Annotated in this window: 19 protein-coding genes; 13 read left to right on the top strand and 6 right to left on the bottom strand. The window is 71.0% G+C overall.

Annotated elements, in window-relative coordinates:
* The gene (locus OG407_RS44035; protein WP_405866260.1) at positions 1 to 681 is read right to left on the bottom strand and encodes a TetR/AcrR family transcriptional regulator; all 681 of its coding nucleotides are present in this window, start codon (positions 679 to 681) and stop codon (positions 1 to 3) included.
* A gap of 103 nt (positions 682 to 784) precedes the next feature.
* Here OG407_RS44035 and OG407_RS44030 point away from each other — a divergent pair, with 103 nt between their 5' ends.
* A complete protein-coding gene (locus tag OG407_RS44030; protein WP_405866258.1) occupies positions 785 to 1348 on the top strand; it encodes an NADPH-dependent FMN reductase in 564 nt (187 codons plus the stop codon).
* Between the two features lie 80 nt (positions 1349 to 1428).
* Here OG407_RS44030 and OG407_RS44025 read toward each other — a convergent pair whose 3' ends face one another.
* Together OG407_RS44025 and OG407_RS44020 are read right to left on the bottom strand one after the other, a co-directional pair.
* On the bottom strand, positions 1429 to 2310 hold the full coding sequence (locus OG407_RS44025; protein ID WP_405866256.1) for an LLM class F420-dependent oxidoreductase: 882 nt from the start codon (positions 2308 to 2310) through the stop codon (positions 1429 to 1431).
* 98 nt (positions 2311 to 2408) lie between these two features.
* Positions 2409 to 3365, bottom strand: a complete 957-nt coding sequence (locus OG407_RS44020; RefSeq protein ID WP_405866254.1) for a TerC family protein — start codon at positions 3363 to 3365, stop codon at positions 2409 to 2411.
* Between the two features lie 208 nt (positions 3366 to 3573).
* Here OG407_RS44020 and OG407_RS44015 point away from each other — a divergent pair, with 208 nt between their 5' ends.
* The 3 genes from OG407_RS44015 (at position 3574) to OG407_RS44005 (ending at position 7570) form a co-directional block, all read left to right on the top strand.
* Positions 3574 to 4551 carry an alpha/beta hydrolase gene (locus OG407_RS44015; protein WP_405866252.1) on the top strand — a complete coding sequence of 326 codons (978 nt, stop codon included), beginning with the start codon at positions 3574 to 3576 and terminating at the stop codon, positions 4549 to 4551.
* Positions 4552 to 4839: 288 nt separating this feature from the next.
* Positions 4840 to 5931 carry a helix-turn-helix domain-containing protein gene (locus tag OG407_RS44010; RefSeq protein ID WP_405866250.1) on the top strand — a complete coding sequence of 364 codons (1092 nt, stop codon included), beginning with the start codon at positions 4840 to 4842 and terminating at the stop codon, positions 5929 to 5931.
* Positions 5932 to 6229: 298 nt separating this feature from the next.
* Complete coding sequence (locus OG407_RS44005) at positions 6230 to 7570, top strand: jacalin-like lectin (RefSeq protein WP_405866248.1); 1341 nt, start codon at positions 6230 to 6232, stop codon at positions 7568 to 7570.
* A 109-nt stretch (positions 7571 to 7679) separates the two neighbouring features.
* Here OG407_RS44005 and OG407_RS44000 read toward each other — a convergent pair whose 3' ends face one another.
* Positions 7680 to 8675, bottom strand: coding sequence for an Lrp/AsnC family transcriptional regulator (locus OG407_RS44000; protein ID WP_405866246.1), 996 nt, complete (start codon positions 8673 to 8675; stop codon positions 7680 to 7682).
* A gap of 147 nt (positions 8676 to 8822) precedes the next feature.
* On the opposite strand from OG407_RS44000, the gene OG407_RS43995 reads away from it, so the two are divergent.
* Positions 8823 to 10454: an MFS transporter gene (locus tag OG407_RS43995; RefSeq protein ID WP_405866244.1), complete on the top strand. Its 1632-nt coding sequence runs from the start codon at positions 8823 to 8825 to the stop codon at positions 10452 to 10454.
* 62 nt (positions 10455 to 10516) lie between these two features.
* Here OG407_RS43995 and OG407_RS43990 read toward each other — a convergent pair whose 3' ends face one another.
* Positions 10517 to 11479, bottom strand: a complete 963-nt coding sequence (locus tag OG407_RS43990; protein ID WP_405866242.1) for an SMP-30/gluconolactonase/LRE family protein — start codon at positions 11477 to 11479, stop codon at positions 10517 to 10519.
* A gap of 462 nt (positions 11480 to 11941) precedes the next feature.
* On the opposite strand from OG407_RS43990, the gene OG407_RS43985 reads away from it, so the two are divergent.
* The 3 genes from OG407_RS43985 to OG407_RS43975 are packed head-to-tail and all read left to right on the top strand — an operon-like array spanning position 11942 to position 15551.
* Positions 11942 to 13264 carry a flavin-containing monooxygenase gene (locus tag OG407_RS43985; RefSeq protein ID WP_405868912.1) on the top strand — a complete coding sequence of 441 codons (1323 nt, stop codon included), beginning with the start codon at positions 11942 to 11944 and terminating at the stop codon, positions 13262 to 13264.
* Positions 13261 to 14142 carry an SDR family NAD(P)-dependent oxidoreductase gene (locus OG407_RS43980; RefSeq protein ID WP_405866240.1) on the top strand — a complete coding sequence of 294 codons (882 nt, stop codon included), beginning with the start codon at positions 13261 to 13263 and terminating at the stop codon, positions 14140 to 14142. The genes OG407_RS43985 and OG407_RS43980 overlap by 4 nt, the downstream gene beginning before the upstream one ends.
* Complete coding sequence (locus OG407_RS43975) at positions 14139 to 15551, top strand: aldehyde dehydrogenase family protein (protein WP_405866238.1); 1413 nt, start codon at positions 14139 to 14141, stop codon at positions 15549 to 15551. The genes OG407_RS43980 and OG407_RS43975 overlap by 4 nt, the downstream gene beginning before the upstream one ends.
* Before the next feature lie 46 nt (positions 15552 to 15597).
* On the opposite strand, the gene OG407_RS43970 is transcribed toward OG407_RS43975, so the two are convergent.
* On the bottom strand, positions 15598 to 16677 hold the full coding sequence (locus tag OG407_RS43970; RefSeq protein WP_405866236.1) for an AraC family transcriptional regulator: 1080 nt from the start codon (positions 16675 to 16677) through the stop codon (positions 15598 to 15600).
* A gap of 132 nt (positions 16678 to 16809) precedes the next feature.
* Between OG407_RS43970 and OG407_RS43965 the strand changes: the two genes are divergently transcribed.
* From OG407_RS43965 to OG407_RS43945, 5 genes are all read left to right on the top strand, one after another.
* The gene (locus tag OG407_RS43965) at positions 16810 to 18000 is read left to right on the top strand and encodes an MFS transporter (protein WP_405866234.1); all 1191 of its coding nucleotides are present in this window, start codon (positions 16810 to 16812) and stop codon (positions 17998 to 18000) included.
* An 87-nt stretch (positions 18001 to 18087) separates the two neighbouring features.
* The gene (locus tag OG407_RS43960; RefSeq protein ID WP_405866232.1) at positions 18088 to 19692 is read left to right on the top strand and encodes a purple acid phosphatase family protein; all 1605 of its coding nucleotides are present in this window, start codon (positions 18088 to 18090) and stop codon (positions 19690 to 19692) included.
* A 103-nt stretch (positions 19693 to 19795) separates the two neighbouring features.
* A complete protein-coding gene (locus OG407_RS43955) occupies positions 19796 to 19918 on the top strand; it encodes a hypothetical protein (protein WP_365299204.1) in 123 nt (40 codons plus the stop codon).
* Positions 19919 to 20024: 106 nt separating this feature from the next.
* On the top strand, positions 20025 to 22784 hold the full coding sequence (gene lanKC, locus OG407_RS43950) for a class III lanthionine synthetase LanKC (RefSeq protein ID WP_405866229.1): 2760 nt from the start codon (positions 20025 to 20027) through the stop codon (positions 22782 to 22784).
* Entirely contained in the window at positions 22781 to 24049 is a 1269-nt protein-coding gene (locus tag OG407_RS43945) for an MFS transporter (protein ID WP_405866227.1), read from the top strand. Before lanKC ends, OG407_RS43945 begins: the two co-directional genes overlap by 4 nt.

Raw genomic sequence — 24049 nt, 5'->3', positions numbered from 1 at the left:
TCAGCAGGGCGATTCGGTGCGGGTCACTCGCGCGACGAGGTCGATCCAGCCCGCCTCCAGCCGCTCCATGGGCATCCCGCACTGCCGGGTCAGATGGTGGATCAGGGCCGGGTCCAGATACGCCATGAGCGTCTGGGACAGCAGCTCGTAGTCGGCGTCCGGGAGGATCTGCCGCAGCAGCATCGTGACGTGGGTGCGCAGGGCCCGGAGCGCGGAGTGGGCGAACCGGCGGGCGGCCTCCGGCTGCGCGGCCATCTGCAGGTCCAGTTGCTCGGCATGGCGGTACAGCACAGCGACACCGAAGGCCCGCAGCCGCTCGACCGGCGGGGCTCCGGGGCCCAGCGGGGGCGGGCCGCCGAGGAAGTCGGCCTGGAGCGTCTGCGCGGAGTGGTCGAGCAGCGCCATCAACAGGCCGGTGCGGTCGCCGAAGCGGCGGAAGACGGTTCCTTTGCCGACCTGGGCGGCGGCGGCCACCGCCTCCATGGTCACACCGGCCACCCCGTGCTCGGCGATCAGCCGGGCGGCGGCCTCCAGCAGCTTGGCGCGGTTGCGGGCCGCGTCGGCACGCAGGCAGGGCTCGTCGGCGTAGGAGCGGACCTCCAGCAACTGGGGTTCGCCTATCGACTCCTCGGGCTTCGGAAAGGGCGGCAGGGCGCTGGACATGAAGACAGCGTAAAGCACTGGGAACAGAACTGGACCGCGGTCCGCTTAGCCTGGTACAACTTTTAAACGGACCTCGGTCCGGATCGTTACAGCAGTGTTTCAGCCCCCCTTGGAGTCCCCCATGTCTGTTCGTATCCTCGCGCTCGTCGGCAGCCTGCGTGCCGGCTCGCACAACCGCCAGCTCGCCGAGGCCGCCGTGAAGTTCGCGCCCGAGGGCTCCGACATCGAGATCTTCGAGGGTCTCGCCGAGATCCCGTTCTACAACGAGGACATCGACGTCGAGGGCGACGTTCCGGCCGCCGCCGCCAAGCTCCGCGCGGCCGCCGGATCCGCCGACGCGTTCCTCTTCTTCTCCCCCGAGTACAACGGCACCATCCCGGCCGTCCTGAAGAACGCCATCGACTGGCTGTCCCGCCCCTACGGCGCCAGCGGCTTCGGCGGCAAGCCGGTCGTCGTGGTCGGCACCGCATACGGCCAGTTCGGCGGCGTGTGGGCGCAGGACGAGGCCCGCAAGGCCGTGGGCATCGCCGGCGGCAAGGTGATCGAGGAGATCAAGCTCTCGATCCCCGGTTCCGTGACCCGCTTCGCCGAGACCCACCCGTCCGAGGACGCCGAGGTCGTCGCCCAGCTGACCGAGGTCCTCTCCCAGCTCAAGGGCCACGCGGGCGAGATCGTCGCCGCCTGATCCAGGCACCCCGCCGCACCGCCGAAGGGGCCGGAGTCCATATGGACTCCGGCCCCTTCGTGTCCCAACGGCCGCTCCGGTCAGTCCAGTTCGGCCAGGCGCGGCACCGCCGGTGCCACGAACCGCTCGATCCACTCGACCGGTTCGCCCGTGCGCGGGCCCAGGATCACCGTGTCGACGCCGAGCTTCGTGAAGCCGTCGATCTCCCGCAGGAACGCGTCGAGGTCGCCCGTGGTGACCGACTCCCCGGTGTGGACGATCGTCTTGCGGATACGGTCGTAGTCGCGCCCCAGGTTGTCGCAGTGACCGCGCAGCACGTCGAGCTTGTGCCGCAGTTCGTCCGGCGTCGACACGATCAGGTTGCACGCGTCGGCGTACTGGGCGACCAGCCGGAGGGTCTTCTTCTCCCCGCCGCCGCCGATCATGATCTCGGGGTGCGGGCTGCTGATCGGCGCGGGGACGCACAGGGTCTCGGCGAGCCGGTAGTGCTTGCCCTCGAAGGGGCCGTTCGTCTCCGGGTCCCACATCTGCAGACAGATCCGCAGGGTCTCCTCCAGCCGCTCGAACCGCTCCGCGACCGGCGGGTACGGCACGCCGAGACCGTGGTGCTCGCGGTCGTACCAGGCCGCCCCGATGCCGAGCGTGGCCCGGCCGCCGGACAGGACGTCGAGCGTGGTCGCGATCTTCGCGAGGAGTCCGGGCTGACGGTACGTCACTCCCGTGACCAGCGCGCCCAGTTGGACCGTGGACGTGCGGCCCGCGAGATAGCCCAGGGTCGTGTAGGCCTCCAGCATGTCGTCCTCGGCGCCGCCGTTGAACTCCATCTGGAAGTAGTGGTCCATCACCGAGAGCCAGCTGACGCCCGCCGCCTCGGCCGCGGCGCCCGCGGCGGCCAGCTCGGGCCCGACCGACGCCGGCCCTCCGGGATGGTTGAACCGGTTGATGTGTACGCCGACCCGCATGCCCGACTCCCTTTCACGGTCCACTTCTCAGTGCACTTCGCGGTCCACCCGGACCTTCACCGTCCCTCGTGACGGTAGGTCTTCGAGCGCTCTCGAAGTCAAGCGCTTTGCGTCCTCGTGGCGCGCAGGCTGGTGAACGTCGTCACCGCGAGGACCAGCACGATGAAGCCGAGGGAGAAGGGGATGGAGATCTGCGGGACGTGCACGCCGGACTCGTGCAGGGCGTGCAGCACGAGTTTGACGCCGATGAAGCCGAGGATGATCGACAGGCCGTAGCTGAGGTGGACGAGTTTCTTGAGCAGGCCGCCGATCAGGAAGTACAGCTGGCGCAGGCCCATCAGGGCGAAGGCGTTGGCGGTGAAGACGATGTACGGGTCCTGGGTGAGGCCGTAGATCGCGGGGATGGAGTCGAGCGCGAAGAGCACGTCGGTGGAGCCGATGGCGAGCATCACGACCAGCATCGGCGTCATGATCCGCTTGCCGTTCTCCCGGATGAACAGCTTGGTGCCGTGGTAACGGTCGGCCACGCCGAAGCGGCGTTCGGCGATCTTGAGGAGCTTGCTCTCCTCGTACTCGTCGTTCTCGTCGTTCCCGTGGCCCTTGCGGGCGTCCTGGACGAGCTTCCAGGCGGTCCAGATCAGGAACGCGCCGAAGAGGTAGAACACCCAGGAGAACGTGGAGATGATCGCGGCGCCGGCCGCGATGAAGCCGGCGCGCAGCACCAGGGCGACGAGGACGCCGACCATGAGCACCCGTTGCTGGTACTGGGACGGCACCGCGAACTTGCCCATGATCAGCACGAAGACGAAGAGGTTGTCGACGCTCAGCGACTTCTCGGTGATGTACCCGGCGAAGAACTCCCCGGTCGGCCCGCTCCCGCCGTAGACCAGCAGTCCGAGTCCGAACAGGCAGGCCAGGACGACCCAGACGACGGTCCAGACGCCGGCTTCCTTGATGGACACGTCGTGCGGTTTGCGGCCGATGAGGAAGTCGACGCCGACGAGGGCGCACAGGGCGGCGATCGTCAGCAGCCAGACGGTCAGGGAGATGTTCACGGGTGGTGCTCCTGGTGCATATGGGATCTTGACATCGTTGTTGGCACGGATGATCCCTTCCACGTCCCGAAGGTGAACAACAGGTCACGTCCTGGCAAGGCACCCGCCGGACGGCGGGGAGGTTCCGCCGGACGGCGGTAGGCGGATCGCGGGCAGACGCGCGGAGTATGGCCGTACGAGCCGCAGCGCCCAGCGTCAGGAGAAGCACATGACGTCCACCCCGCCCCCGTTCGACCCCGAACTCGCCGCGGCGCTGGAGTTGATCAGAGAGTTCATCTCGCCCGGGATGACGATGGAGGACATCGACGAGATCCGCCGGGGCCCGATGATCACGCAGTCCGCCGAGCTGGATCTGACGATGGGCGGGGCCTTCGACATCGAGGACCGGGAGGTGCCGGGTCCGGTAGGCGCGCCCGCGATCTCGCTGCTGATCTGCCGTCCGACCGCACCGGCCACGGCGGGGGCGCTGCCCGTCATCTATCACGTGCACGGTGGCGGGATGGTGCTCGGCGACCGGCGGGTCGGGGTGACCGGAGCGCTGGACTACGCACGCGAACTGGACGCGGTGGTGGTGTCGGTGGAGTACCGGCTGGCGCCCGAACACCCTCATCCCGCGCCGATCGAGGACGTGTACGCCGGTCTGCTGTGGACGGCGGAGCACGCGAAGGAGATCGGCGGCGACCCGGAGCGGATCGTCATCATGGGCGCGAGCGCCGGCGGCGGTCTGTCCGCCGCGCTGGCCCTCCTCACCCGCGACCGCGCCGGCCCGCGCCCCGTCGGCCAGCTCCTGCTCTGCCCGATGCTCGACGACCGCAACGACACCCCGTCCGCCCATCAGATGGCCGGCGTCGGCGTCTGGGACCGCACAGCCAACGAGACCGGCTGGACGGCCCTCCTCGGCGACCGCCGCGGCACCCCCGACGTATCGCCGTACGCGGCGCCGGCCCGAGCAGAGGACCTCACGGGTCTCCCCCCGGCCTTCCTGGACGTCGGCTCGGCGGAAACCTTCCGCGACGAGGTGGTCACGTACGCGTCCCGCCTCTGGCAGTCGGGCGGCATCGCCGAACTCCATGTCTGGCCGGGCGGCTTCCACGGCTTCGACGGGTTCGCTCCGCAAGCGGCGGTTTCGCAGGCGGCGCGGGCGGCGCATGTGAGTTGGCTCCGGAGGTTGTTGGGGGCGGGTTGAGAGGGGGGTACGGCTGGGGTGACAGGGGTGTGCCGCGGGGCTCCGGGTTGGCCGGGGGCTTCCGCGGCCTCGTAGGCCTCTCGCCGCAGGCGGCGATTGCGCGGGCGGCTCAGGCAGGGCATGTGAGCTGACGGCGGCGTGGGAGCACGGCCGCCGTGACGCACGGCGTTGCGTGCACGAGCGGCACACCAGGGAAGCTCCTCAGCCGCCGCCCTCCAGGGACGGCCCGTGCGGGATACCCGCGTCCTGTCCCTCCTCTCCGCCGGTGGCATGCCGCACCATAGGCATATGAAAGAGCTGGCCGGGCGCCTGACCGCGCTGGATCCGGACGCCGGTGCCGCCGTGCGGGTCATCGGGTACTTCGATCGGCTCGCCGAGTCGCGGGCCGGGCTTGAGGCGCTGGTGCGTGGGGCGGCGGTGCTGGCCGGCTGTGCCGCGCGGCTGGTCGACGCCGAGCGGCGGGTCCGGGTGCGGGTGGAGGCGGACGGTACGCGCAGGGACAGCGCGACGCCGCCGGATCCTGCCTGGCCGTCCGCCGCGCTGACGCCGGGCGGGGCTTCCGCGCTCTGGCTGGAGCGTACGGCTCAGGCCGCGCCCAGTGTCGTCGACGCGGTGATCCTGGAGCGGGCCGCCGGTGCCGTACGGCTCGTGCTCGACCGCACCCGGGGTCGGGTTCCCGCCGACGACCCGGAGTTGGTCGAGACCCTTCTCGACGCGACCGCTCCCGAGGCGGCCCGGCTGCACGCGGCCCGCCGCCTCGGCCTCGACCCGGCCGACCCCGCGACCCGGGCCAGGGTCGTCGCCCCGCTCGACGGACCGCCCCGGGTCGTCGCCGCGCCACGGGAGACGACGGGTACGTCCGGCCCGCGACCCGTGTCGGACAGTGATCCGCAGGCAGCCCCGGACGGCCTCTGCCCTCAACCACCGCACGCGGACGCCGAGTTGCCCGCAGGCCGCCTGGGCATCGGCCCCGCCGTTCCCGTACTGGACCTGCCCCGCTCCTGGGCCGCCGCCCGCACCGCCCTGCGCTTCACCGCCGACGGCACCGCACAGGACCCCGGCCACCGCATCGTGCACGCCGACGAGCTGGGCGGCATCGCCCTCCTCGCCGGACTGGTCGCACCGGGTGCCGAACCACCGCCCGACGTCCACGACGTGGAGGCCGCGGCGGCCAACGCGCCCTGGCTGCTGGCCACTCTGAACGCCGTCGCCACCACGACCAGCCTGCGCGCGGCGGCCATCGAGATCAATGTCCACCACTCCACACTCCAGGACCGGTTGACCCACGCGGAGTCCCTCCTGGGCTGGCCGGTACGTACTCCGCAGGGGCGACTGCGGCTGCAACTGGCGCTGACGATGCGGCACTTGGCGCGGCCGTAGCGGCAGCCGTAGCGGTCAGGGGCGGCGGTCGGCAGAGAGCGGGTTCCCGCCCCCACCTCGCCGCCCGTTCTCCGGCAACTGACTCAGGTGATGTGGACGCCCTGTCCCCCAACTATGGACCGTATCCCCCCGCACCGACAACAAACGGGCACGCAAGGGGAGTTGGCCATCTCGACGCCACGCGGAATTCCTGATTCGGTGCGGCCGAAGGGGAGTCATAGCAAGCGCTTGTCGCTACATTTTGACATGCTCGCCGCATCACCCTCCCCCTCTGTCACTCCGCAGGAGGCACTTCCCCATGCGCAGACTTCTCGCCTGTCTGGCGGCCGCAGCCGCGGCCCTGGGCGGGCTCACGGTGGCCGTCGCGACACCGGCCGCCGCCGCAACGTCGGGCAGCTTCAGCGTGCTCAGCTACAACGTCGCCGGGCTCCCGGAGTCGTTGTCCAGCGCCTCCACGCCGCGCGACACGAGCACCACCGCGATTGGCACGCGCATCGCCCCGTACGACATCGTGAACGTGCAGGAGGACTTCAACTACCACGCCTACCTGTACTCGACCGACACCCACCCGTACCGCACCGCGACCAGCGGCGGCGCGGGTATCGGCAGCGGGCTCAACACCGTCTCCAACTACGCCTGGGACGGCGACGACTTCGAGCGCGTCCACTGGAACTCCTGCCAGATCGACTCGGGCGACTGCCTGACGCCGAAGGGCTTCACCTTCATGCGGGAGCGGCTGTCCGAGGGGGTGTACGTCGACTTCTACAACCTGCACACCAACGCGGGTACGAACGACGGCGACGAGGCCTCCCGCGCGGACAACCTCAGCCAGCTCACCACGTTCATCCAGTCCCACTCCGCCGGCAACGCGGTCGTCGTCATGGGTGACACCAACACCCGTTACACCCGTTCCGCCGACACCATCGCGGAGTTCGGCGCGGCCAACGGACTCACCGACGCCTGGGTCAAGTTGATCCGCGGCGGCGTCGCGCCGGTCAAGGGCAGCGACGCGCTGGTGTGCGACCAGACCGGGGCCACCGTGCCCAACACCTGCGAGGTCGTGGACAAGGTCCTCTACCGCAGCAGCAAGCTGGTCACGCTCAACGCGACGTCGTACAACAACGAGCACGCCAAGTTCCTGACCTCGGACGGCCTGATGCTCTCCGACCACGACCCGATCACGGTCGGCTTCACCTGGTCGCAGAGCGCGGACTACCAGCTCAGCGACCAGTTCGGCGGCCCCCACGGCGACTACTACCAGGACATCAACAGTGTCCCGGCGGCCGCCCGCGCCACCACGATCTCGCTGCGGGCCGGCTCCCGCGTCGACCAGGTCGGCATCACCCTCGCCAACGGCACCACCCTCACCCATGGCGGCACGGGCGGCACCGCGTCCTCACTGACGCTGGGCAGCGGCGAGTACGTGACGACGGCCTACCTGTGCGAGAGCAAGTACAACGACACCACGCGGATCTTCTACGCCAAGTTCACCACCAACCTGGGCAACACCCTGGCCGGTGGCACCACCACCTCGGACTGCGTGACCCGCACCGCCCCGTCCGGCTGGCAGATCGCCGGCTTCCACGGGCGCTCCGGCGACGAGCTGGACAAGGTCGGCTTCATCTACACGAAGCGCTGACCCGCCACCGCCGACCTGCCGCAGTTACGAAGTGCCGTGCACCGTACGGCAGTTGTGAGCCGGATCATCCGCCGTCGCGGGTGGTCCGGCTCGCTGCGTTCCGGCCCCCCTACGCGAACGCCGGGGGCACCAGTCGCCCGCGTGAGATGAGTGACGCGGCCTGCTTGAGGCGGTGGACGTGGATGCTCACGCCGTAGCCGTCGATGCCCGCGACGGCGGCGACCTTGGTGGTCAGGTACCGGTACAGGTGCTCCGTGTCGCGGCAGATGACGACGACCATGACGTTGGAGTCGCCACTGACGGCGGCGGCGAAGGCGACCTCGTCGTGGTCCGCGAGTTCCTCGCCGACGCGTTCGAGGCGGGCCGGGGCGACGCGCAGCCACAGAGTGGCGTTGAGCGCGAACCCGAGGCGTGCGGAGAGCAGTTCGACGTCGTAGGCGAGCGCCCCCGAGTTCTCCAGGGCGTCCAGTCGGCGGGCCACGCGGGCCGTGGACCAGCCGGTGACGTCGGCGAGTTGGGTGTGCGTGGCGCGGCCGTCCTCCGCGAGGGCGTCGAGCAGCGGGGTGTCCTCGTCGGTGAGGCGTACGGGCGGTCCGGAGGGGACGTCCGGCCGCTCGCCCACGAGTTGACGGATCTGCTCGGGCGTGAGGCGACCGCCGTAGCCCGTCCAGTCGCTCGGTCCTGATGTGCCGAAGGGGTGGATGAGCAGGTCGATGGTCACGTCAAGTACCGATGCGGACTTGGGCAGTTGACGCAGCAGGACGTCGTCGCGTGTCACGTGCACCGGCGCGCTGATGACGCAGATGATCTCCGAACCGCCGGACGCGAGGCCCGCGTAGGCGATGTCGGGCCGGCGGGCGAGCGCGTCGGCGAGCGGGCCGACCCGGTCGGGGCGGCAGCGGATCCGGGCGACCCAGCGCGCGTCGCCGTGGACGGCGGGGTCCACCAGGCCGACCACCCGCATCACCCCGGAGCGGCGCAGGGCGTGGAAGCGACGGGCGGCGGTCTGCTCCGAGACCCCGGCCACCTCGCCGATCTGCCGGAACGAGGCACGTGGCGCGCACTGCAGCGCGCGGAGGATTTTCCCGTCGACTTCGTCAATCATGAGGGAAGTGTGCCACCGCCGAGGCATTGCATAGAGGTTTCTCGCCGCTTCCCGGCCGTGCGTTGGAGATTGTCCATGGCGGAGCTGATCCTGGGGCGCGTGCCTGTTCGAGTTCGAGGGCACCGCATTCGAGAAGGAGAGTTCCCCGTGAACGTCACGACCCCGGCGAGCGGGCGGCCCGATCGGCGGGCGGCCACCCTCGTCATGGCCTGCCTCGGCGTCTTCGTCGCCTACTTGCCGGTGACCACGGTCGCCGTGAGCCTGCCCGCCATCCAGACAGCGCTGAACGCGTCGACCTCCCAACTGGCCTGGGTCCAGGACGCGTTCGTGCTGCCCATGGCCGCGTTCATCCTCACCGCCGGCGTCTTCGGCGATGTGCACGGACGCAAGAAGGTGTTCCAGGCCGGCCTGTTGTTCTCCGCCGCCGGTGCGGCCGTGGCCCTGTCCGCGCAGTCGGTCCACGTCCTGTGGCTCGGCCAGGCGTTGGCCGGTCTCGGCGCGGCGACCCTGCTGCCGACCACCCTGGCACTGATCAGCCACGCGGTGCCCGACCACCGGGAGCGCGGCAAGTTCATCGGCCTGTGGGCGACCGCGCTGATGGCGGCGCTGGCCGTCGGCCCGCTGATCGCCGGCGTCATCCTCGACCACGCCGCCTGGCGCTGGATCTACCTCGTCTCCGTCCCCGTCCCGCTGATCGCGCTGGGCGTCGCCGCCCGCCTGCTGCCCGACTCCCGGGCCCCGCACGGACGCAAGCTGGACTGGCCCGGCCAGCTCACCGCCGCCCTCTCCATCACCGCGCTCGTCTACGGCGTGATCGAGGGCGGCGCCGGTTCCTTCACGGACGTCAAGGTCATGGTGGCGCTGTTCACCGCGGCGGTCGGCGGGGTCGCGTTCGTGCTCGCCGAGCGGCGCAGCGACAGCCCCATGCTGGACCTGACACTGTTCCGCAGCCCCGCGTTCACCGCCACCACGCTGGTCGCGATGATCACCTTCCTCGCACTGATCGGATTCTTCTTCCTGCTCAGCCTCTACTTCGGCCTGGTGCAGCAACTCGACACGCTTCAGGCGGCGTTGCGGCTGCTCATGGTCACCGGGGCGGCGATCGTGGTCGGCCAGCCGGTCGGCCGGCTGATGCACCGGGTCACCCCGCGCGTCCTGATCACCGGTGGTCTGCTGCTCATCTCCGGCGCGCTGTTCTCACTGACCGGTGTCGACGCCGACACCTCGTTCGCGTCCATCGCCTGGCGGCTGGCGCTGCTCGGCCTGGGCATCGGGACCGTCATGACACCGATGACCGCGACCGCCGTGGCCTCCGTGCCGTATCACCAGGCGGGGATGGCCGCGGCCGGAAACAACGCGTTCCGCCAGGTCGGCGGCGCGCTCGGCCCGGCCGTCCTGGGCACCCTGCTCACCACCAAGGCCCTCGACACCCTGCCCGGCCACCTCACCGACGCCGGAGTGACGGGCGCGACGCGGCAGAACATCGTCTCGACCGCCGACGCGGACGGCCTCAGCGCCGTCGCCCACCTGAACCTCGGCCCGGACACCGGTCGGGCCCTGGCCGCCCTGAGCGACTCCTTCCTGGACGGCATGCGCCTGTGCCTGGTGGTGGCCGCCTCGCTGACCCTCCTCGCAGCCCTGGTCTGCGTGCTGTTGCTGCGCCGCCCGCGACAGGCTTCCTCGTCTACGGCGGCCCCGGTGACGGGAGGGAACGCCACCGCCTCCGGGACGCCAACAGCCGCCGTCACAGCGGCGGTTGACCCTGCACCGAACCGCTGAGGCACGAACTACCCATGGGCGGGGCCCCGTTGCGCGTCTCCTGGGCCCCGCCCGCTGTCCCCTCAGATCGACACGGCGACAGCGGTGAACGTCGTGTCCGGCGTCTGCGGGCTGGTGAAGCGGGCGTTGACGAGATAGAGCCGGTTGCCGAAGCGGGCGGCGGTCGTCGGGACGTCGAAGCGCGGGTCGGTGACCGTACGGCGCAGGGTCGCGGTGGTGACCTTGGCATCGAGGTCGAACACGCCGACCCGGTTCAGCCGGTTCTGGACGACGTACAGCGTCCGCCCGATCCGGAACAGCCCGTCCCCGTTGGCCACGTCCGACGCCCCGCTCAAGGCGATCTCGGTGGCGTGGCCGGTCCTGAGGGACACGTTGTAGAGCTTGCCGGGGGTGCTGCTCACCACGATGAGGCCGTGCCCGTCCGGGGTGCCCACGATGCCGTTCGCGTTGTTCACGCCGGGCGTCTGCACCCAGTCGCCGGTGAGCGGGAGGGCGGTGACCTCGCCCGCACGGCCGCGGGGAACACCGTAGAGCACGGCATCGAGCGAGTCGGTGAACCAGGCGCGATCGCCGAGGAGCGTGACGTCGTTGATGAAGTGGCCGGTACTGGGCGTGAGTTGATAGGTCGTCAGTACGTCACCGGTGCGTGAGTCGACGACTCGCGCGACCCCGGTGCTGCCCGCGACGTACAACAGGCCGTCGTGGTCAAGCTTCAGCCCGACCGACACCAGGCCGGTGGCGCCCTCGGACAGGATCTCGCCCTCGCCGGTGCGCAGGTCGGTGCGGTGGATGGCGCCGTTCGCCCGGGAGCCCAGGTAGGCGTACGGCCTGCTGCCGATGGCTATGCCCTCGGGGAGGAAGCCGTTGGGCAGCGCGAACTCCGTCGGCCAACCGGCCGGGGCAGTGGGCGGGTTGGCGCTTGCCGTGCCGGTACCGGTTGTCACGGCGAGGGCGGTCAGGGCGGCGCCGCCGAGGAGGGTGCGCCGGGTGGGGTGCGCGTGGGGGTGGGGGTGGATCCGGGTCATCGTTCTGGCCTCCGAGGACGAGTGGGGTGAACGGGGGCTGGTGGAACGGTGGTTGGGCGAACTCGGCAACTCTGGTGAGCCCCGGAGTTCAGGGGTCCGGGTTCGGGGCTCGGGTGAAATCTTCTTCAACTCCGCCCCAAGGCCCGGTATTTGCGTAACGTTCCATCACTCCCCGGAGTTCCCACCCAACCCAGCCGCAACTGCGGGCTCGTGTTCCCCACGCTCCGCCGGTACGAGCATCATGCGGACCGCGGAGGCGTCGACGGCCACGCCGGCAGCAAGGGCGAATCGGCTTTCGCATGGTTCGACGCCCGTGACCGCGCCTCGGCCGCTGTGGTCCGGTCCCTGGCCGCGCGGGTCAGTTCCCGCAGCTCAGCGAGTGCATACGTTTCCTCCACCACCGCAGAACGGGACGACCGAGGAGGCAGGCTCGTGAAGGAAGACAGCCAGTTGGACACGTGTGTGATCGGAGCGGGGCCCGCCGGGCTGGCCGTCGCCCGGGCCCTGGCCGAGCGGGACCTGCCGTACACGCATCTGGAGCGGCACTCCGGGCTCGGCGGTATCTGGGACATCGAGAACCCGGGCGGCCCGATGTACGAGTCGGCCCACTTCATCTCCAGCCGGACCCTGTCGGGCTTCGGCGGTTTCCCGATGCCGGACCACTTCGCGGACTATCCGCCGCACCGGCAGATCCTGTCGTACCTGCGGTCCTTCGCCGACGCCTACGGGCTGACGGACCGGATCGAGTTCGGCGTCGGGGTGGAGAGCGTCGAGAAGAACGCGGACGGCACCTGGACGGTCGTCCGGGCCGACGGGCAGGAGAGCCTGCACGGGCAGGTCGTGGTGTGCACGGGTTCGCAGTGGCACCCCAACATCCCTGAGATTCCTGGGCAGTTCAGCGGCGAGGTCCGGCACACCGCCGGCTATCGCAGTGCGGAGGAGCTGCGGGGCAAGCGGGTGCTGGTCGTGGGTGCGGGGAACTCCGGCTGCGACATCGCGTGCGACGCGGCCCGGACGGCGGGCCACGCGGTGATCAGCATGCGGCGCGGGTACTGGTTCATCCCGAAGCACCTGTTCGGGCACCCGGTGGACACCATCGCCAACAGCGGTCCGCATCTGCCGATGTGGCTGGCGCAGCGCGTCTTCGGCGGACTCCTGCGGATCGTCAACGGCGACCCGACCCGCCTGGGCCTGCAGAAGCCGGACCACAAGCTCTTCGAGACCCACCCGGCCATCAACTCGATGCTGATCCACCACCTCCAGCACGGCGACATCACCGCCAGGCCCGGCATGGCCCGCGCCGAGGGCAGCACCGTGCACTTCACGGACGGCACCAGCGACGACTTCGATCTCATCCTGTTGGCGACGGGCTACGTCCACAAAGTCCCGGTCGCCCAGCGGTACTTCGGCGACGAGCAGCATCCCGACCTGTATCTGTCGTCGTTCTCGCGGGAGCACCGGGGGCTGTTCGGGATCGGGTTCGTGGAGACCAACTCCGGCGCTTACCAACTCTTCGACAGCCAGGCGCAGTTGATCGCCGGGTACCTGAACGACGCGCGTCACGGTCTGCCCAACGCCGAGCGGTTCACCCAGATGATCCGCGCCGATCGACCCGATCTGTCCGGCGGGCTGAAGTTCGTCGCCTCGCCGCGTCACACCGGCTACGTCGACAGCGGGGCGTTCGTGAAGTACCTCGGCAAGGTCGCCCGCCAGATGGGCTGGCGCACCGAGGGCCAGGCTCCGCCGGTGCGGTCCGCCGCGCAACGCGTGGAGGCGACGGCATGAGCAGGAGGTTCGACTTCACCGACAAGGTCATGCTGGTCACCGGCGGCGCGGGCGGCATCGGCAGCGCGCTGTGCCACCGCTTCGCCGCGGCCGGCGCACGCTGTGTCGTCGTGGACATCGACGAGGTCCGCGCGGAGAAGGTGGCCGCCGAGCTGCCCGGCGCCGGACACACCGGCATCGGGTGCGATCTGCTCCAACGCACCGCCGTGGAGCAGCTGTTCGAGCGGATCGCCGATGACTACGGCCGCCTCGACGTGCTGGTGAACAACGTGGGGATGACCAGCACGGAGCGCTTCGACGTCCGCAGCGTCGAGAGCATCGAGCGGGAGATCACCCTCAACCTGACCTCCCCGCTGGTCGCCACCCGGATCGCGATCCCCCTGCTGAAGGCCTCCCGGGACGCCCGCGTGGTCACCACGGTCTCTCTCGGCGGGATCTTCCCGCTGGGCGAGACCCCGATCTACACGGCGTCCAAGTTCGGGCTGCGCGGCGCGATGCTCGCCATCGGCCTCGACCTGCGGAGCAAGGGCATCCTGGCCGGATCGGTGCTGCCCTCGGCGACCGACACCCGCATGCTGCGCCAGGAGGCCGTGGACGGCGGCAACTCCATGCAGTTCCAGGACCAGCCGCAGCAGCCAGCGAACGTCGTCACGGCTGTCGTGAGCCTCCTGGACAGGCCTCGCCTGGAGGCCTACCCCCGCTCCGGCGAGTCCCGTCTCGTGCGGTGCGCGATGCTCGTGCCGAACCTCCTGCCCCGGATCTTCCCCCTGTTCCGCAAGCGCGGCGACCGAGGGATGGCCCGCTATCTGGAGGAGCTCCGCCGCCGCGGACTGGCCCGACAGACCGACGGGCGCTGGGAGTTGGTGGAGGAAGCATGACCACGAACGAGACGCTGACCATCGTCAATCCCGCCACCGGCGAACCGATCACCACCCTCCCGGCGGCGAGCGCCGACGACGTCACCAAGGCCGCCGAACAGGCCCAACTCGCTTACGACACGGGGACTTGGTCACGCCGGCCCGTCCGTGAACGTGCCGCCGTGCTGCTCCGCCTGGCCGACCTCATGCAACGCGACGCCGAGATCCTCGCCCGGCTGGACAGCGAGGACGCGGGCAAGCCGATCACGGAGTGCCGTACGGGGGATGTGCCGGGCGCGATCGAGTCGATCCGCTGGTTCGCCGAGGCGGCGGACAAGGTCTTCGGCCGGATCGCACCGAGCGGACCCGACGGCCTGGGCCTCATCACCCGGGAGCCGGTCGGGGTAGGCGCGGCGATCCTCCCCTGGAACTACCCCCTGGCGATGGCCAGTTGGAAGATCGGCCCCGCCCTCGCCGCGGGCAACTGCCTCCTGCTCAAACCCGCCGAGGCGACCCCGCGATCGGCCCTGCACCTGGCCGCCCTCGCCACCGAGGCCGGCCTACCGGACGGTGTGCTCACGGTCCTCCCCGGCTACGGCGACGAGGCCGGCGCGGCCCTCGCCCGCGACCCCCTGGTCCAGGCCCTCTCCTTCACCGGCTCCACCGCCACCGGCCGCCGCATCCTCAAGGCCGCCGCCGACAGCAACTTCAAGCGCGTCTCCCTGGAGATGGGCGGCAAGAGCCCCCAGATCCTGATGGCTGACGCGCTCTCCTACGGCGACGCGCTCATCGGCGACATGATCGAGGCCGCGTTCCTGACGATGGGGCAGAACTGCACCGCCGGTTCACGGGTGTTGGTGCACCACAGCATCGCCGAGGAGGTCGTGGAGCGGTTCACGGCCGCCGCGCGGGATCTCGTTATCGGCGATCCGGCCGACCCGCGCACCCAGCAGGGACCGCTCATCAATCGCGCCGCCTTCGACCGGGTCGCCGGTGCCGTCGATGCCGCTCGGGCGGGCGGCGCCCAGATCCACACCGCGGGGCTCCCCCACGGGCTGCCCGCGCGCGGCGCCTACTACCCGCCCACCGTGATCACTCGCGCGCCCGCCGAAAGCGCCGTACTCACAAGGGAGTTGTTCGGTCCCGTGGTCACGGTCGAGGCTTTCGCCTCGGAGGACGAGGCGGTGCGGATGGCCAACGCCACCGAGTACGGGCTCGCCGCCTCGGTCTGGACCCGCGACCTCGACACCGCGCTGCGGCTGGCCCGGGGCATCGAGGCGGGCGTGGTCTCGGTGAACGCGTACAGCGAGGGCGACATCACCACCCCGTTCGGCGGCTGGAAGCAGTCCGGGTTCGGCGGCGCGGAGAAGTCGACGAACGCCTTCGACCAGTGGACGCGGGAGAAGACGGTCTGGATCCGCACCCGTTGACCCGATCGACGGACGAACCCGCCCTGGATCCACGCCCGTTGACCGGTCACTCGCGGTGCGCCGCCGCCCGGAGCAACTGCTCCCGCAGCTGGACCGGTGAGGTGCCGTGCCAGCGGCGTACCGCGCGGCGCAGGGCTCGTTCGTCGGAGAATCCCGCGCGGCGGGCGATCTCACGGAGTGTCAACTCCGGGCGGAGCAGCAGTTGTTCGACGCGCTCCCGGCGTACTCCCTCGGCCAGTGCCTCGTACGTCGTGCCGCAGTCGGCGAGTCTGCGGCGCAGGGTCCGTTCGCTCGTCGCGTGCCGTCGCGCTTGCTCGCCGAAGGACGGGATCACCGGGAGGCTCTGCGCGACGGACACCTCCAGGACTTCGAGGAGGTCCTGTTGGTCGGTGCGGGAGGCGAGCTGGGCGTCGAGGGTCTCCAGGGTCGAGGCGTAGGTCACCGGGTCCCGGCCGGGCATCCGGGCGCGGGCCCACGCGGGGTCGATGACGATGCGGTCGGCCGGGGCGCGGAACCGGACCGGGCAGCCGAACAGGTCGCCGTACAGCTCGCGTTGACGGGGTGGTGGCGAGGAGAACTCGACCACGCGCGGGGTGAAGTCCGGGCCGACGGCGAGTCGGGAGAGGGTGATCACGGAGGCGAACCCCTCCTCGATCAGGAAGGTCGCCACACTCGGGTCGACGGCGGGGTCGGGGAGGTCGGCGCGCAGGACGAAGGCGCCGTCCTCGTCCACGAGGGTGGACCACACGGTCATCGCGCCGGACAGGTTCTGGTACTTCACGCCGGTCTCGATGGCGTGCCGGAGTGTGTCGTCGGCCAGCAGTGCGAAGCCCAGCAGGCCCCAGGCGGTGAGGTGTTGGGCCGCGCCGACCCGCAGGCCCAGCCGCTCGTCGCCGGTGAGTTCCACCGCGCGCCGGATCACCGCGCTGCCCTGGCGGTACGACACCCGCAGTGCGGCGGAGCGCATGAGGGTCTCGTCCAGGCCGACCTCGCTCAGCAGGGGCCGTAGGTCGAGGCCGCGGGCGTCGGCGACGACGACGAGATAGCGCAGGATGTTCGGCTGGATCGTCGCCGATGTGCTGCGGCTGGTCCCGGGCGGGTCCGCCGCGGCGGGGGCAGGGAACATCGCACTCACCTCCTCGTGGGCGACCACCGTAAGCATCCGGACGGCAGCGGTCGCACGGACTGGCCGCCGAAGTCCCCTCAACGGCCCCCGGCGTCCTGCGTTCGCCCCGCCACCGCTGACTACGGTCTGTGCATGTCAGTCAGTACTCCGGGCCGGGCCCGTGTCGGGCGCCCCGCCGACCGCGCCGGTGCCCGAAGGGCGACGACCCTCGCGTTCGCCGCGCAGGGCCTGTCCGTCGCCGCCGTGTACACGACCGTCCCCGCCGTCACCGAACACCTGAGGCTGTCGCCGCTCCTGACCACCGCCACGCTGGTCGGCGTGGCCCTGACGGCGGGAGTCGGCAGCTTCCTGGGGCTGGCCGCGGTCCGCGTCGCCGGACCCGTCGCCACGATGCGCGGAGCGCTGCTCACCGCCGCCATCGCGCTCACGCTGGTCGGCTGGGCGCCCGGCCCGCAGACGGTCATCTGCGCGTACGTCCTCTTCGGCCTCGCGGCCGGCACCCTCGACGTCGGGATCAACACCCGGGCCGCCGCGATCGAACGCGCCTACGGCCGTAGCGTCTTCGGGTCCTTCTACACGGCGTGGAGCGTGGGTGGCGTGCTCGCGGCGCTGCTCACCGCGGGGGCCGCCCGGCTGGACCGGCCGGTGGGCGAGGGCCTCGCCGTGCAGGCGGGCGTGCTGTTGGCCGTCGCCGTCTGCATGCGCACGCACGCCCTTCCCTCCTCCCAAGTGCCGTCCGCGCAGCCGCCGTTGGAGCGCGGTCTGTGGCTGCGGCTCCTCCCCTTCGGGCTGGTCCTTCTCATCGTCTACGTCGTGGACTCGACCGTGTCCGCGTGGTCGTCGGTGTATCTGCGGCAGACCCTCGACGCGTCGCTCACGGTGGCACCGCTGGCGTACGCGGCGTACCAGGCGGGCACGGTCGTCGGGCGGGCGACCGTGGACCGGCTGGTGCAGCGGGTCGGTACCGTCGCCGTCGTCCGGGCGGCCGCCCTGGTGGTGGCGGGTGGCCTGGCGGGCATGGCCACGGCGCCGAGCTGGCCGGTCGCCGTACTCGCGGCGGGAGTTGTGGGACTGGGGGCATCGGTGCTGGCCCCGCTGTGTCTGGCCTCCGCAGCGCGGTTGCGGCCCGCCGCCTCGGAGACGGTGCTGGCCCGGCTGAACCTCTTCAACTACACGGGCGTCGTCACCGGCGGCGCTGTCAGCGGACTCCTCGGCTCCACCGGCGAGTTCCGGCTCGCGTACGCGGCACCGGCCGCGCTCGCGGTGCTCGTCCTGACCGGTGCCCGCCACTTCACGCGGCCCCCGGGGACATCCGAGACATAGGAAACGAGCCAGGCAATGGGCGGGATATGGCCATCCCATGGGCAGGCCGCAATCGGTCGTTCAACCGGCACTGCCAGCGTCGCGCCCATGAACACTCCTCGCATGGGCCTTCCCGACCGGCTCGCCGACACCCTGAGCATGCCCGAGCAACACGAATACCTCCGCCGCGCCTTCTCCCGCCGCGGTCTGCTGCGCGGTGGCGCGGTAGCCGCGACCGGGGTCGCCCTCGCGGGCGGCACCGCCGGTGCCGCGGCGGCGGCGACGCCCACGCTGGTGCCGGGTTCCGCCACCGCCGCTGTGCACGGTTCGCTGGTCGCGCCGTTCGGGCGGCACATCGCCTACGGCGCCGATCCGCGGACGCAGATGCGGGTGTCGTGGCAGGTGCCGCTCCCGGTCAGGAAACCCTTCCTCCGGATCGGCCGCAGCCCCCTCGACCTGAGCCACCGCATACCGGCGGAGGTGCGCGACCTGTTCACGCCGACCGGGATCGGCAAGAGCGCGGACATCGACCAGTACTACGTGCACGCCGCGCTGGACAACCTGAGCCCCGACACCACGTACTACTACGGCGTCGGCCACGACGGCTTCGACCCGGCCGACGCGGGTGCCGCGCACACCGTCTACTCCTTCAGGACCGCGCCCCGGACGCACAGCACCCGGCCGTTCACGTTCACCGCCTTCGGTGACCAGAACCCGAGTTACACCTCGATCGGCCTCAACGCCCTTGTCCAGGCGCAGAATCCGGCGTTCCATCTGCACGCGGGCGACATCTGCTACGCGGAGGAGACCGGGCACGGGCTGCCCGCCGACGCGAGCAACTACGACGCCCGCCAGTGGGATTCGTTCCTCGCGCAGATCGAGCCGCTGTCGAGCCGGGTGCCGTGGATGGTGGCGTTCGGCAACCACGACATGGAGTCCTGGTACTCCCCCAACGGCTACGGCGGCAACGAGGCCCGATTCACCCTGCCGGGCAACGGTTTTGACGCCACGTCAGCCCCCGGCGTCTACTCCTTCGTCCACGGCAACGTGGGCGTGGTCTCGGTCGACGCGAACGACGTGTCGTACGAGATCCCCGCCAACAAGGGCTACACCGGCGGCAAGCAGACCGCCTGGCTCGACAAGCGGCTCACCGAACTCCGGGCCCGTACGGACGTCGACTTCATCGTCGTCTTCCACCACCACTGCGCCTTCTCGACCACCAGCTCGCACGCCTCCGAGGGCGGGGTGCGCGAGCAGTGGGTGCCGCTGTACGAGAAGCACCAGGTGGACCTGGTGGTCAACGGCCACAACCACGTCTACGAGCGCACCGACCCGGTCGTCCAGGACAAGGCCGTCCGCACCCTGCCCATCGGCGGCACCCACGAGCCGACCCGCGGCGGTGTCGTCTACGTGACGGCGGGCGCGGGCGGCGAGAGCGTGTACAGCTTCCCCGTCGCCGACAGTTACGAGGGCCACGAGGCCACGATCGACTCGGTGCCGACGTACTGGACGGGCAAGGACGGCCAGGTCACCGAGAACGTCGACTGGTCCCGGGTCCGCTACACCGGCTACTCGTTCATCCGCGTCGACGTCGAACCGGCCACCCCCGGCCGTACGACGACCCTCACCGTGCGGGCGCTGGCCGCGACCGGCGCCGAGGTCGACCGGTTCACGGTGTCCCGCAAGGTGAAGAAGGCCGGGCACGGCTACTGACATACCGGATCCGAACCATCGCCATGCCGTTTCCGAAGCGGCTCTCTCCAGCCTGGGAGATGTCGGCGTATCCCGCCGGCATCGACTGAAGAAGGAGACCGTCATGGCCAAGGACATCGAGTCCGTCGACGCCGAGTTCGTCCTGTCGCTGCAGGGCATGGAGATCGAGACCCCCACCAGCTCCATCGTCTTCAGCTGCAGCTCCTGCGGCATCACCAGCTGCTGACCGGACCTGAACTCGGCGGTCCCGGACGGCATCGGCCACAGCGCGGTGGCCCCGTCCGGGACCGCCCACCGGGTTGACCACACAAGGCCGAAAGGGGCGGTCGGACATGCAATTGCCATGGGAGAACGTGCTGTCGTACATGAACCACGATCCGCGGTGGTTCGAGGACTTCACCCGACGCGCGCCGAGCGGCGAGCACCTGCGTGCTTACCAGGCGGTCGTGCCCGACACCTGGCGCACCTGGCGGCGCGGCTACTGGGTCATCGCCGAACCCCCGGACGCGCCCGTGGTCGGCCAGGGCTGGAAGCTGCACGTCTCGGCGACCTCGCGCACCAGTGCCGAGACACTGCGGCGGTCGTTGCCGGTGCTGCGCGACGCGGGGGTGCGCTTCAAGTTCCTGATGGATCCCATGGCGGTGCGGGAGGCCAACGGGAAGTCGTTCCCGCGTGCTTCGAGCGGGAAGTTCATCACGGTCTACCCCGAGGACGACGCGCGGTTCCTCGCCCTCGCCGCCGAACTCACCGAAGCGCTGGGGGAGTTGGACGGACCGTACGTCCTGTCCGACCGGCGCTGTCCGGGGTCGAGGGTGGTGTCCTACCGCTACGGCGGGTTCATCAGCCGCTTCGAACTCGAACCGCTGGGCCTGCGGGACCTGATGATCCGGACCCCGGACGGCTCGCTGGTCCCGGATCTGCGCACCCCCTTCTGGTACGCGCCGAGTTGGGCACAGGACCCGTACGCCGACGCGGAGCCCGTGGCACCCAAACCCGAGCCCACGGGCACGGCCACGAGCAGCACCTCGGGCAGCGGTCAGGGCCTGCTGCACGGCCGGTTCAAGGTCGAGAGCGCGCTGGCGTTCAGCAACCGCGGCGGCATCTACCGGGGCGTGGACACCGAGACGGGCGCGGACGTCGTCCTGCGCGAGGCCCGGCCCGGTGTCGAGGTGGGCCCCGAGGGCATCGACGCGGTGCAACTGCTGCGCCACGAGTACGAGTTGCTGACGGAGCTGGCCGACACCGGCCTGTTCGTACGCCCCGTCGCGTTCTTCGAGCAGTGGGAGCACGCGTTCATCGCCGAGGACCACATCGACGGCGGTCACCTCGGCCATCTGAGCGTCACCCACAACCCGCTGTACGGCCTGGACCTGACCCCGGCCCGGCTGACCGACTACTACGACCGGTTCCGGCTGCTGTGGCTCCAGGTCGCGGACGCCATCGCGGCCTGCCACGAACGCGGCATCGTCCTGGGCGACCTGTCGCCGACGAACATCATGGTCACCGCGGACGACCGCATCCGCGTCATCGACCTGGAGTCCGCCTTCCACGAGGACCGCGGGGGCGGCGCGGGCCTGGGCACCCCGGGGGCGGTCACCCGGCGGGCGATGGCCGCCGGCCGCGGCGACCGGCGCTCCGACTACTACGCGCTCGGCGGCATCATGCTGTGCTGCGTCCTGACCTGCCAGCAGAACGACCTGGTCGACCACGCCGTACCCCTGCGCCTCCTCGACGCGGTGGCCGCCGATCTCGCACTGCCCGCCGAACTGGTCGCCCTGATCAAGGATCTCTACGACGAGGACGCGCCGCTGCCCGACCCGGCGGCCCTGCGCCGACGCCTGACCGACCTGCCGTTCACCACCGCGTGGCGCCAACTCCCGCCACTGGCACACCGCGTGAGCCCCGACCCGGAATCCGGCGCCGACCTGCACCGGCGGATCGCGGCCACGCTCGACGGCGTGGCGAAGTACCTGCGCGACACCGCCGACCTCCAGCGCGAGGACCGGCTCTTCCCGGCGGACGTGCTGGTCTTCGAGACCAACCCGCTCTCCGTCGCGCACGGCGCCTACGGCTGTCTCTACGCGCTGCACGCCACGGGTGACACGGTGCCCGACACCCTCCTGTCCTGGGCCCTGCGCAAGCCGACCGGTCACAAGTCCCTGCCGCCCGGCCTGTACTACGGCTCCGCGGGCGTCGCCTGGGTCCTGTCGGCGCTCGGCCACCGCGACATCGCCGCCCGCGTCCTGCGCGACGCCGCCGGACACCCCCTGCTGTACGCCGAGCCGGGCGTGCTGACCGGCGCCGCCGGCCACGGCATGGCCTGTCTGCGGCTGTGGCGCGACACCGGTCTCCCCGAGTTCCTCGACCGTGCCCGCGAGATCGGCGAGCACTTCGCACGGACCGCGCGGCACGAGAGCGGCCGGGCGCACTGGCCCGGTTCCGGCAAGCACGTCCCCGTCGGCTACGGCGAGGGCGCGTCCGGTGTCGCCATGTTCCTGCTGGGCCTGCACGCGGCGACCGGCGACCCCGCCGTGCTGGAACTGGGGCGCGCGGGGCTGGAGTTCGACCTGTCCTGCGGCACGTACGCGCCCAGCGGCCTGCTGTCCTTCCCCGCCGTAGCGGACCCGGACGAGCCGATCGCCGTACTGCGCCACTACTGGGACGAGGGAACCGCGGGCATCCTGACCACGCTGCTGCGCTACCACCACGTGACCGGGGACGAGACCCTCGGCAAGCACATCGAGGAGCTGCTGCCGGACGTACGGCGCAAGTACACGACGTTCCCGCAGCTGTTCCACGGGGTCAGCGGCCTCGGCAACGCGCTGCTGGACGCGTACGAGTTCCTGGGCGACCCGGAGTTGCTGGGCGACGCGGAGCGCGCGGCCGAGGCGGTGCTGTGCAGCGCGGTGCGACGGCCGGAGGGCGTGGTGTTCCCGGGTGAGCAAACGGTGCGGGAGAGCTGCGACCTGGCCACCGGTTCGGCCGGTGTCGCGCTCTTCCTGGACCGGTTCCGCAGAACGAGCCCCGGTGCGCGCACCAACACCAACTTCCTTCTGGACGACCTTCTTTCGCCGTCCCGGACCGACGCATGACCGCCACCGTGCCCCTGAACGCGGTCAACACGCCCCGGCTGAGCCGCAATCGGGAGTTCCGGCTCCTGTGGATCGGCCAGGCGCTGTCGGACTTCGGTTCGTCGATGACGTTCATCGTCATGCCCCTCGTGCTGCTGGCGGCGGGCTACTCCGCCACGGTCGCCGCGACCATCGGCACGGCCTCCCTGGTCGTCGCCCTGGTGACCCGGCTCCCGGCCGGCTACCTCAGCGACCGCTACGACCAGCGCACGCTGATGCTGCTCTGCGACCTGCTCCGGATGGTCGCCGTAGGGGCGGTGGCGCTGTACGTGCTGCTGCGCCCCGTGCCGATCGCGCTCGCCCTGGCGACCGTGATCGTGTCGGACGCGGCCCTTGAGGTGTTCCGCCCGGCCCAGAACAAGGTGATCCGACGGATCGTCCCGCCCCAACAGCTGGGCGCTGCCCTGTCGTTGAACCAGGCGCGGGCCTACGGCGCCGACATCGCCGCACCGGCGGCGGCAGGGCTGCTGCTGTCGCTCTCACCCTCTGTGCCGTTCACGGTGGACGCGCTGACCTTCGGCGCCTCGGCGCTGTGCGTGGCGGCGGCGGTCCGGTCACGGCGCACCACTGGAACACACACGAGCACACGCCCCCAACGCGAGCGCTTCCGGACCGAATTCACCGCGGGCTGGCGGTACTTGATCAGGGACCCGTTCATGCGCTGCTCCGCCGCGTACTTCGCCGGCATCAACGTGGCGTTCTCCGCCCTGGCGTTCGCGCTGATCCTCGGCGTGGGCAGGGAGCCCCACGGAGCGGTCATGGTGGGAACGGCCATGAGCGCGGCGGCGGTTGTCGGCCTGGCCGGCTCTCTGCTCACCCCCCTCTTCCAGCGGCACATCCCCCTGAAGGCGACCCTCTCGGCTGCGCCGGCACTCGGGGCCGCCCTGCTGGCCCTCGCCTGGGCGGGCGGCGGCACCGTCGCGTTCGTCGCCGGCTTCTGCGCGCTGTGCCTGCTCACCCCGGTGACCGCGGCGACGTTCGCCACGATCATGGCCGTCGCCGTACCGGAGGAGATCTACGGCCGGGTCACCACCACCAGCAGCCTGCTCGCCCAACTCCTCCAGCCCTTGGGGCCGTTGGCCGCCGGACTGCTGCTGGCCCGGCTGTCGCTGCCCTCGACCGCCGGGGTCCTCGCGGTGGCACTGGCCCTGCTGGCCGGTGTCCCCCTCGCCCTGCCCGCGCCCACGCAGCCCATCACCCCAGCCCAGGACAGGAGTTCCTCGTGA

The sequence above is a fragment of the Streptomyces sp. NBC_01515 genome, assembly GCF_045040345.1.
Classification (GTDB): Bacteria; Actinomycetota; Actinomycetes; order Streptomycetales; family Streptomycetaceae; genus Streptomyces.
The sequence above is the reverse complement of the archived record's forward strand: the minus strand, read 5'-3'. Positions and strand labels throughout refer to the sequence as shown.

What these genes read in the sequence shown, in the direction of transcription:
- OG407_RS44030 (WP_405866258.1), top strand. Translation starts at nt 785, where the DNA reads ATGTCTGTTCGTATCCTCGCGCTCGTCGGCAGCCTGCGTGCCGGCTCG.
- OG407_RS44025 (WP_405866256.1), bottom strand. Translation starts at nt 2,310, where the DNA reads ATGCGGGTCGGCGTACACATCAACCGGTTCAACCATCCCGGAGGGCCG.
- OG407_RS44015 (WP_405866252.1), top strand. Translation starts at nt 3,574, where the DNA reads ATGACGTCCACCCCGCCCCCGTTCGACCCCGAACTCGCCGCGGCGCTG.
- OG407_RS44010 (WP_405866250.1), top strand. Translation starts at nt 4,840, where the DNA reads ATGAAAGAGCTGGCCGGGCGCCTGACCGCGCTGGATCCGGACGCCGGT.
- OG407_RS44005 (WP_405866248.1), top strand. Translation starts at nt 6,230, where the DNA reads ATGCGCAGACTTCTCGCCTGTCTGGCGGCCGCAGCCGCGGCCCTGGGC.
- OG407_RS44000 (WP_405866246.1), bottom strand. Translation starts at nt 8,675, where the DNA reads ATGATTGACGAAGTCGACGGGAAAATCCTCCGCGCGCTGCAGTGCGCG.
- OG407_RS43990 (WP_405866242.1), bottom strand. Translation starts at nt 11,479, where the DNA reads ATGACCCGGATCCACCCCCACCCCCACGCGCACCCCACCCGGCGCACC.
- OG407_RS43980 (WP_405866240.1), top strand. Translation starts at nt 13,261, where the DNA reads ATGAGCAGGAGGTTCGACTTCACCGACAAGGTCATGCTGGTCACCGGC.
- OG407_RS43975 (WP_405866238.1), top strand. Translation starts at nt 14,139, where the DNA reads ATGACCACGAACGAGACGCTGACCATCGTCAATCCCGCCACCGGCGAA.
- OG407_RS43970 (WP_405866236.1), bottom strand. Translation starts at nt 16,677, where the DNA reads ATGTTCCCTGCCCCCGCCGCGGCGGACCCGCCCGGGACCAGCCGCAGC.
- OG407_RS43965 (WP_405866234.1), top strand. Translation starts at nt 16,810, where the DNA reads ATGTCAGTCAGTACTCCGGGCCGGGCCCGTGTCGGGCGCCCCGCCGAC.
- OG407_RS43960 (WP_405866232.1), top strand. Translation starts at nt 18,088, where the DNA reads ATGAACACTCCTCGCATGGGCCTTCCCGACCGGCTCGCCGACACCCTG.
- OG407_RS43955 (WP_365299204.1), top strand. Translation starts at nt 19,796, where the DNA reads ATGGCCAAGGACATCGAGTCCGTCGACGCCGAGTTCGTCCTGTCGCTG.
- lanKC (WP_405866229.1), top strand. Translation starts at nt 20,025, where the DNA reads ATGCAATTGCCATGGGAGAACGTGCTGTCGTACATGAACCACGATCCG.
- OG407_RS43945 (WP_405866227.1), top strand. Translation starts at nt 22,781, where the DNA reads ATGACCGCCACCGTGCCCCTGAACGCGGTCAACACGCCCCGGCTGAGC.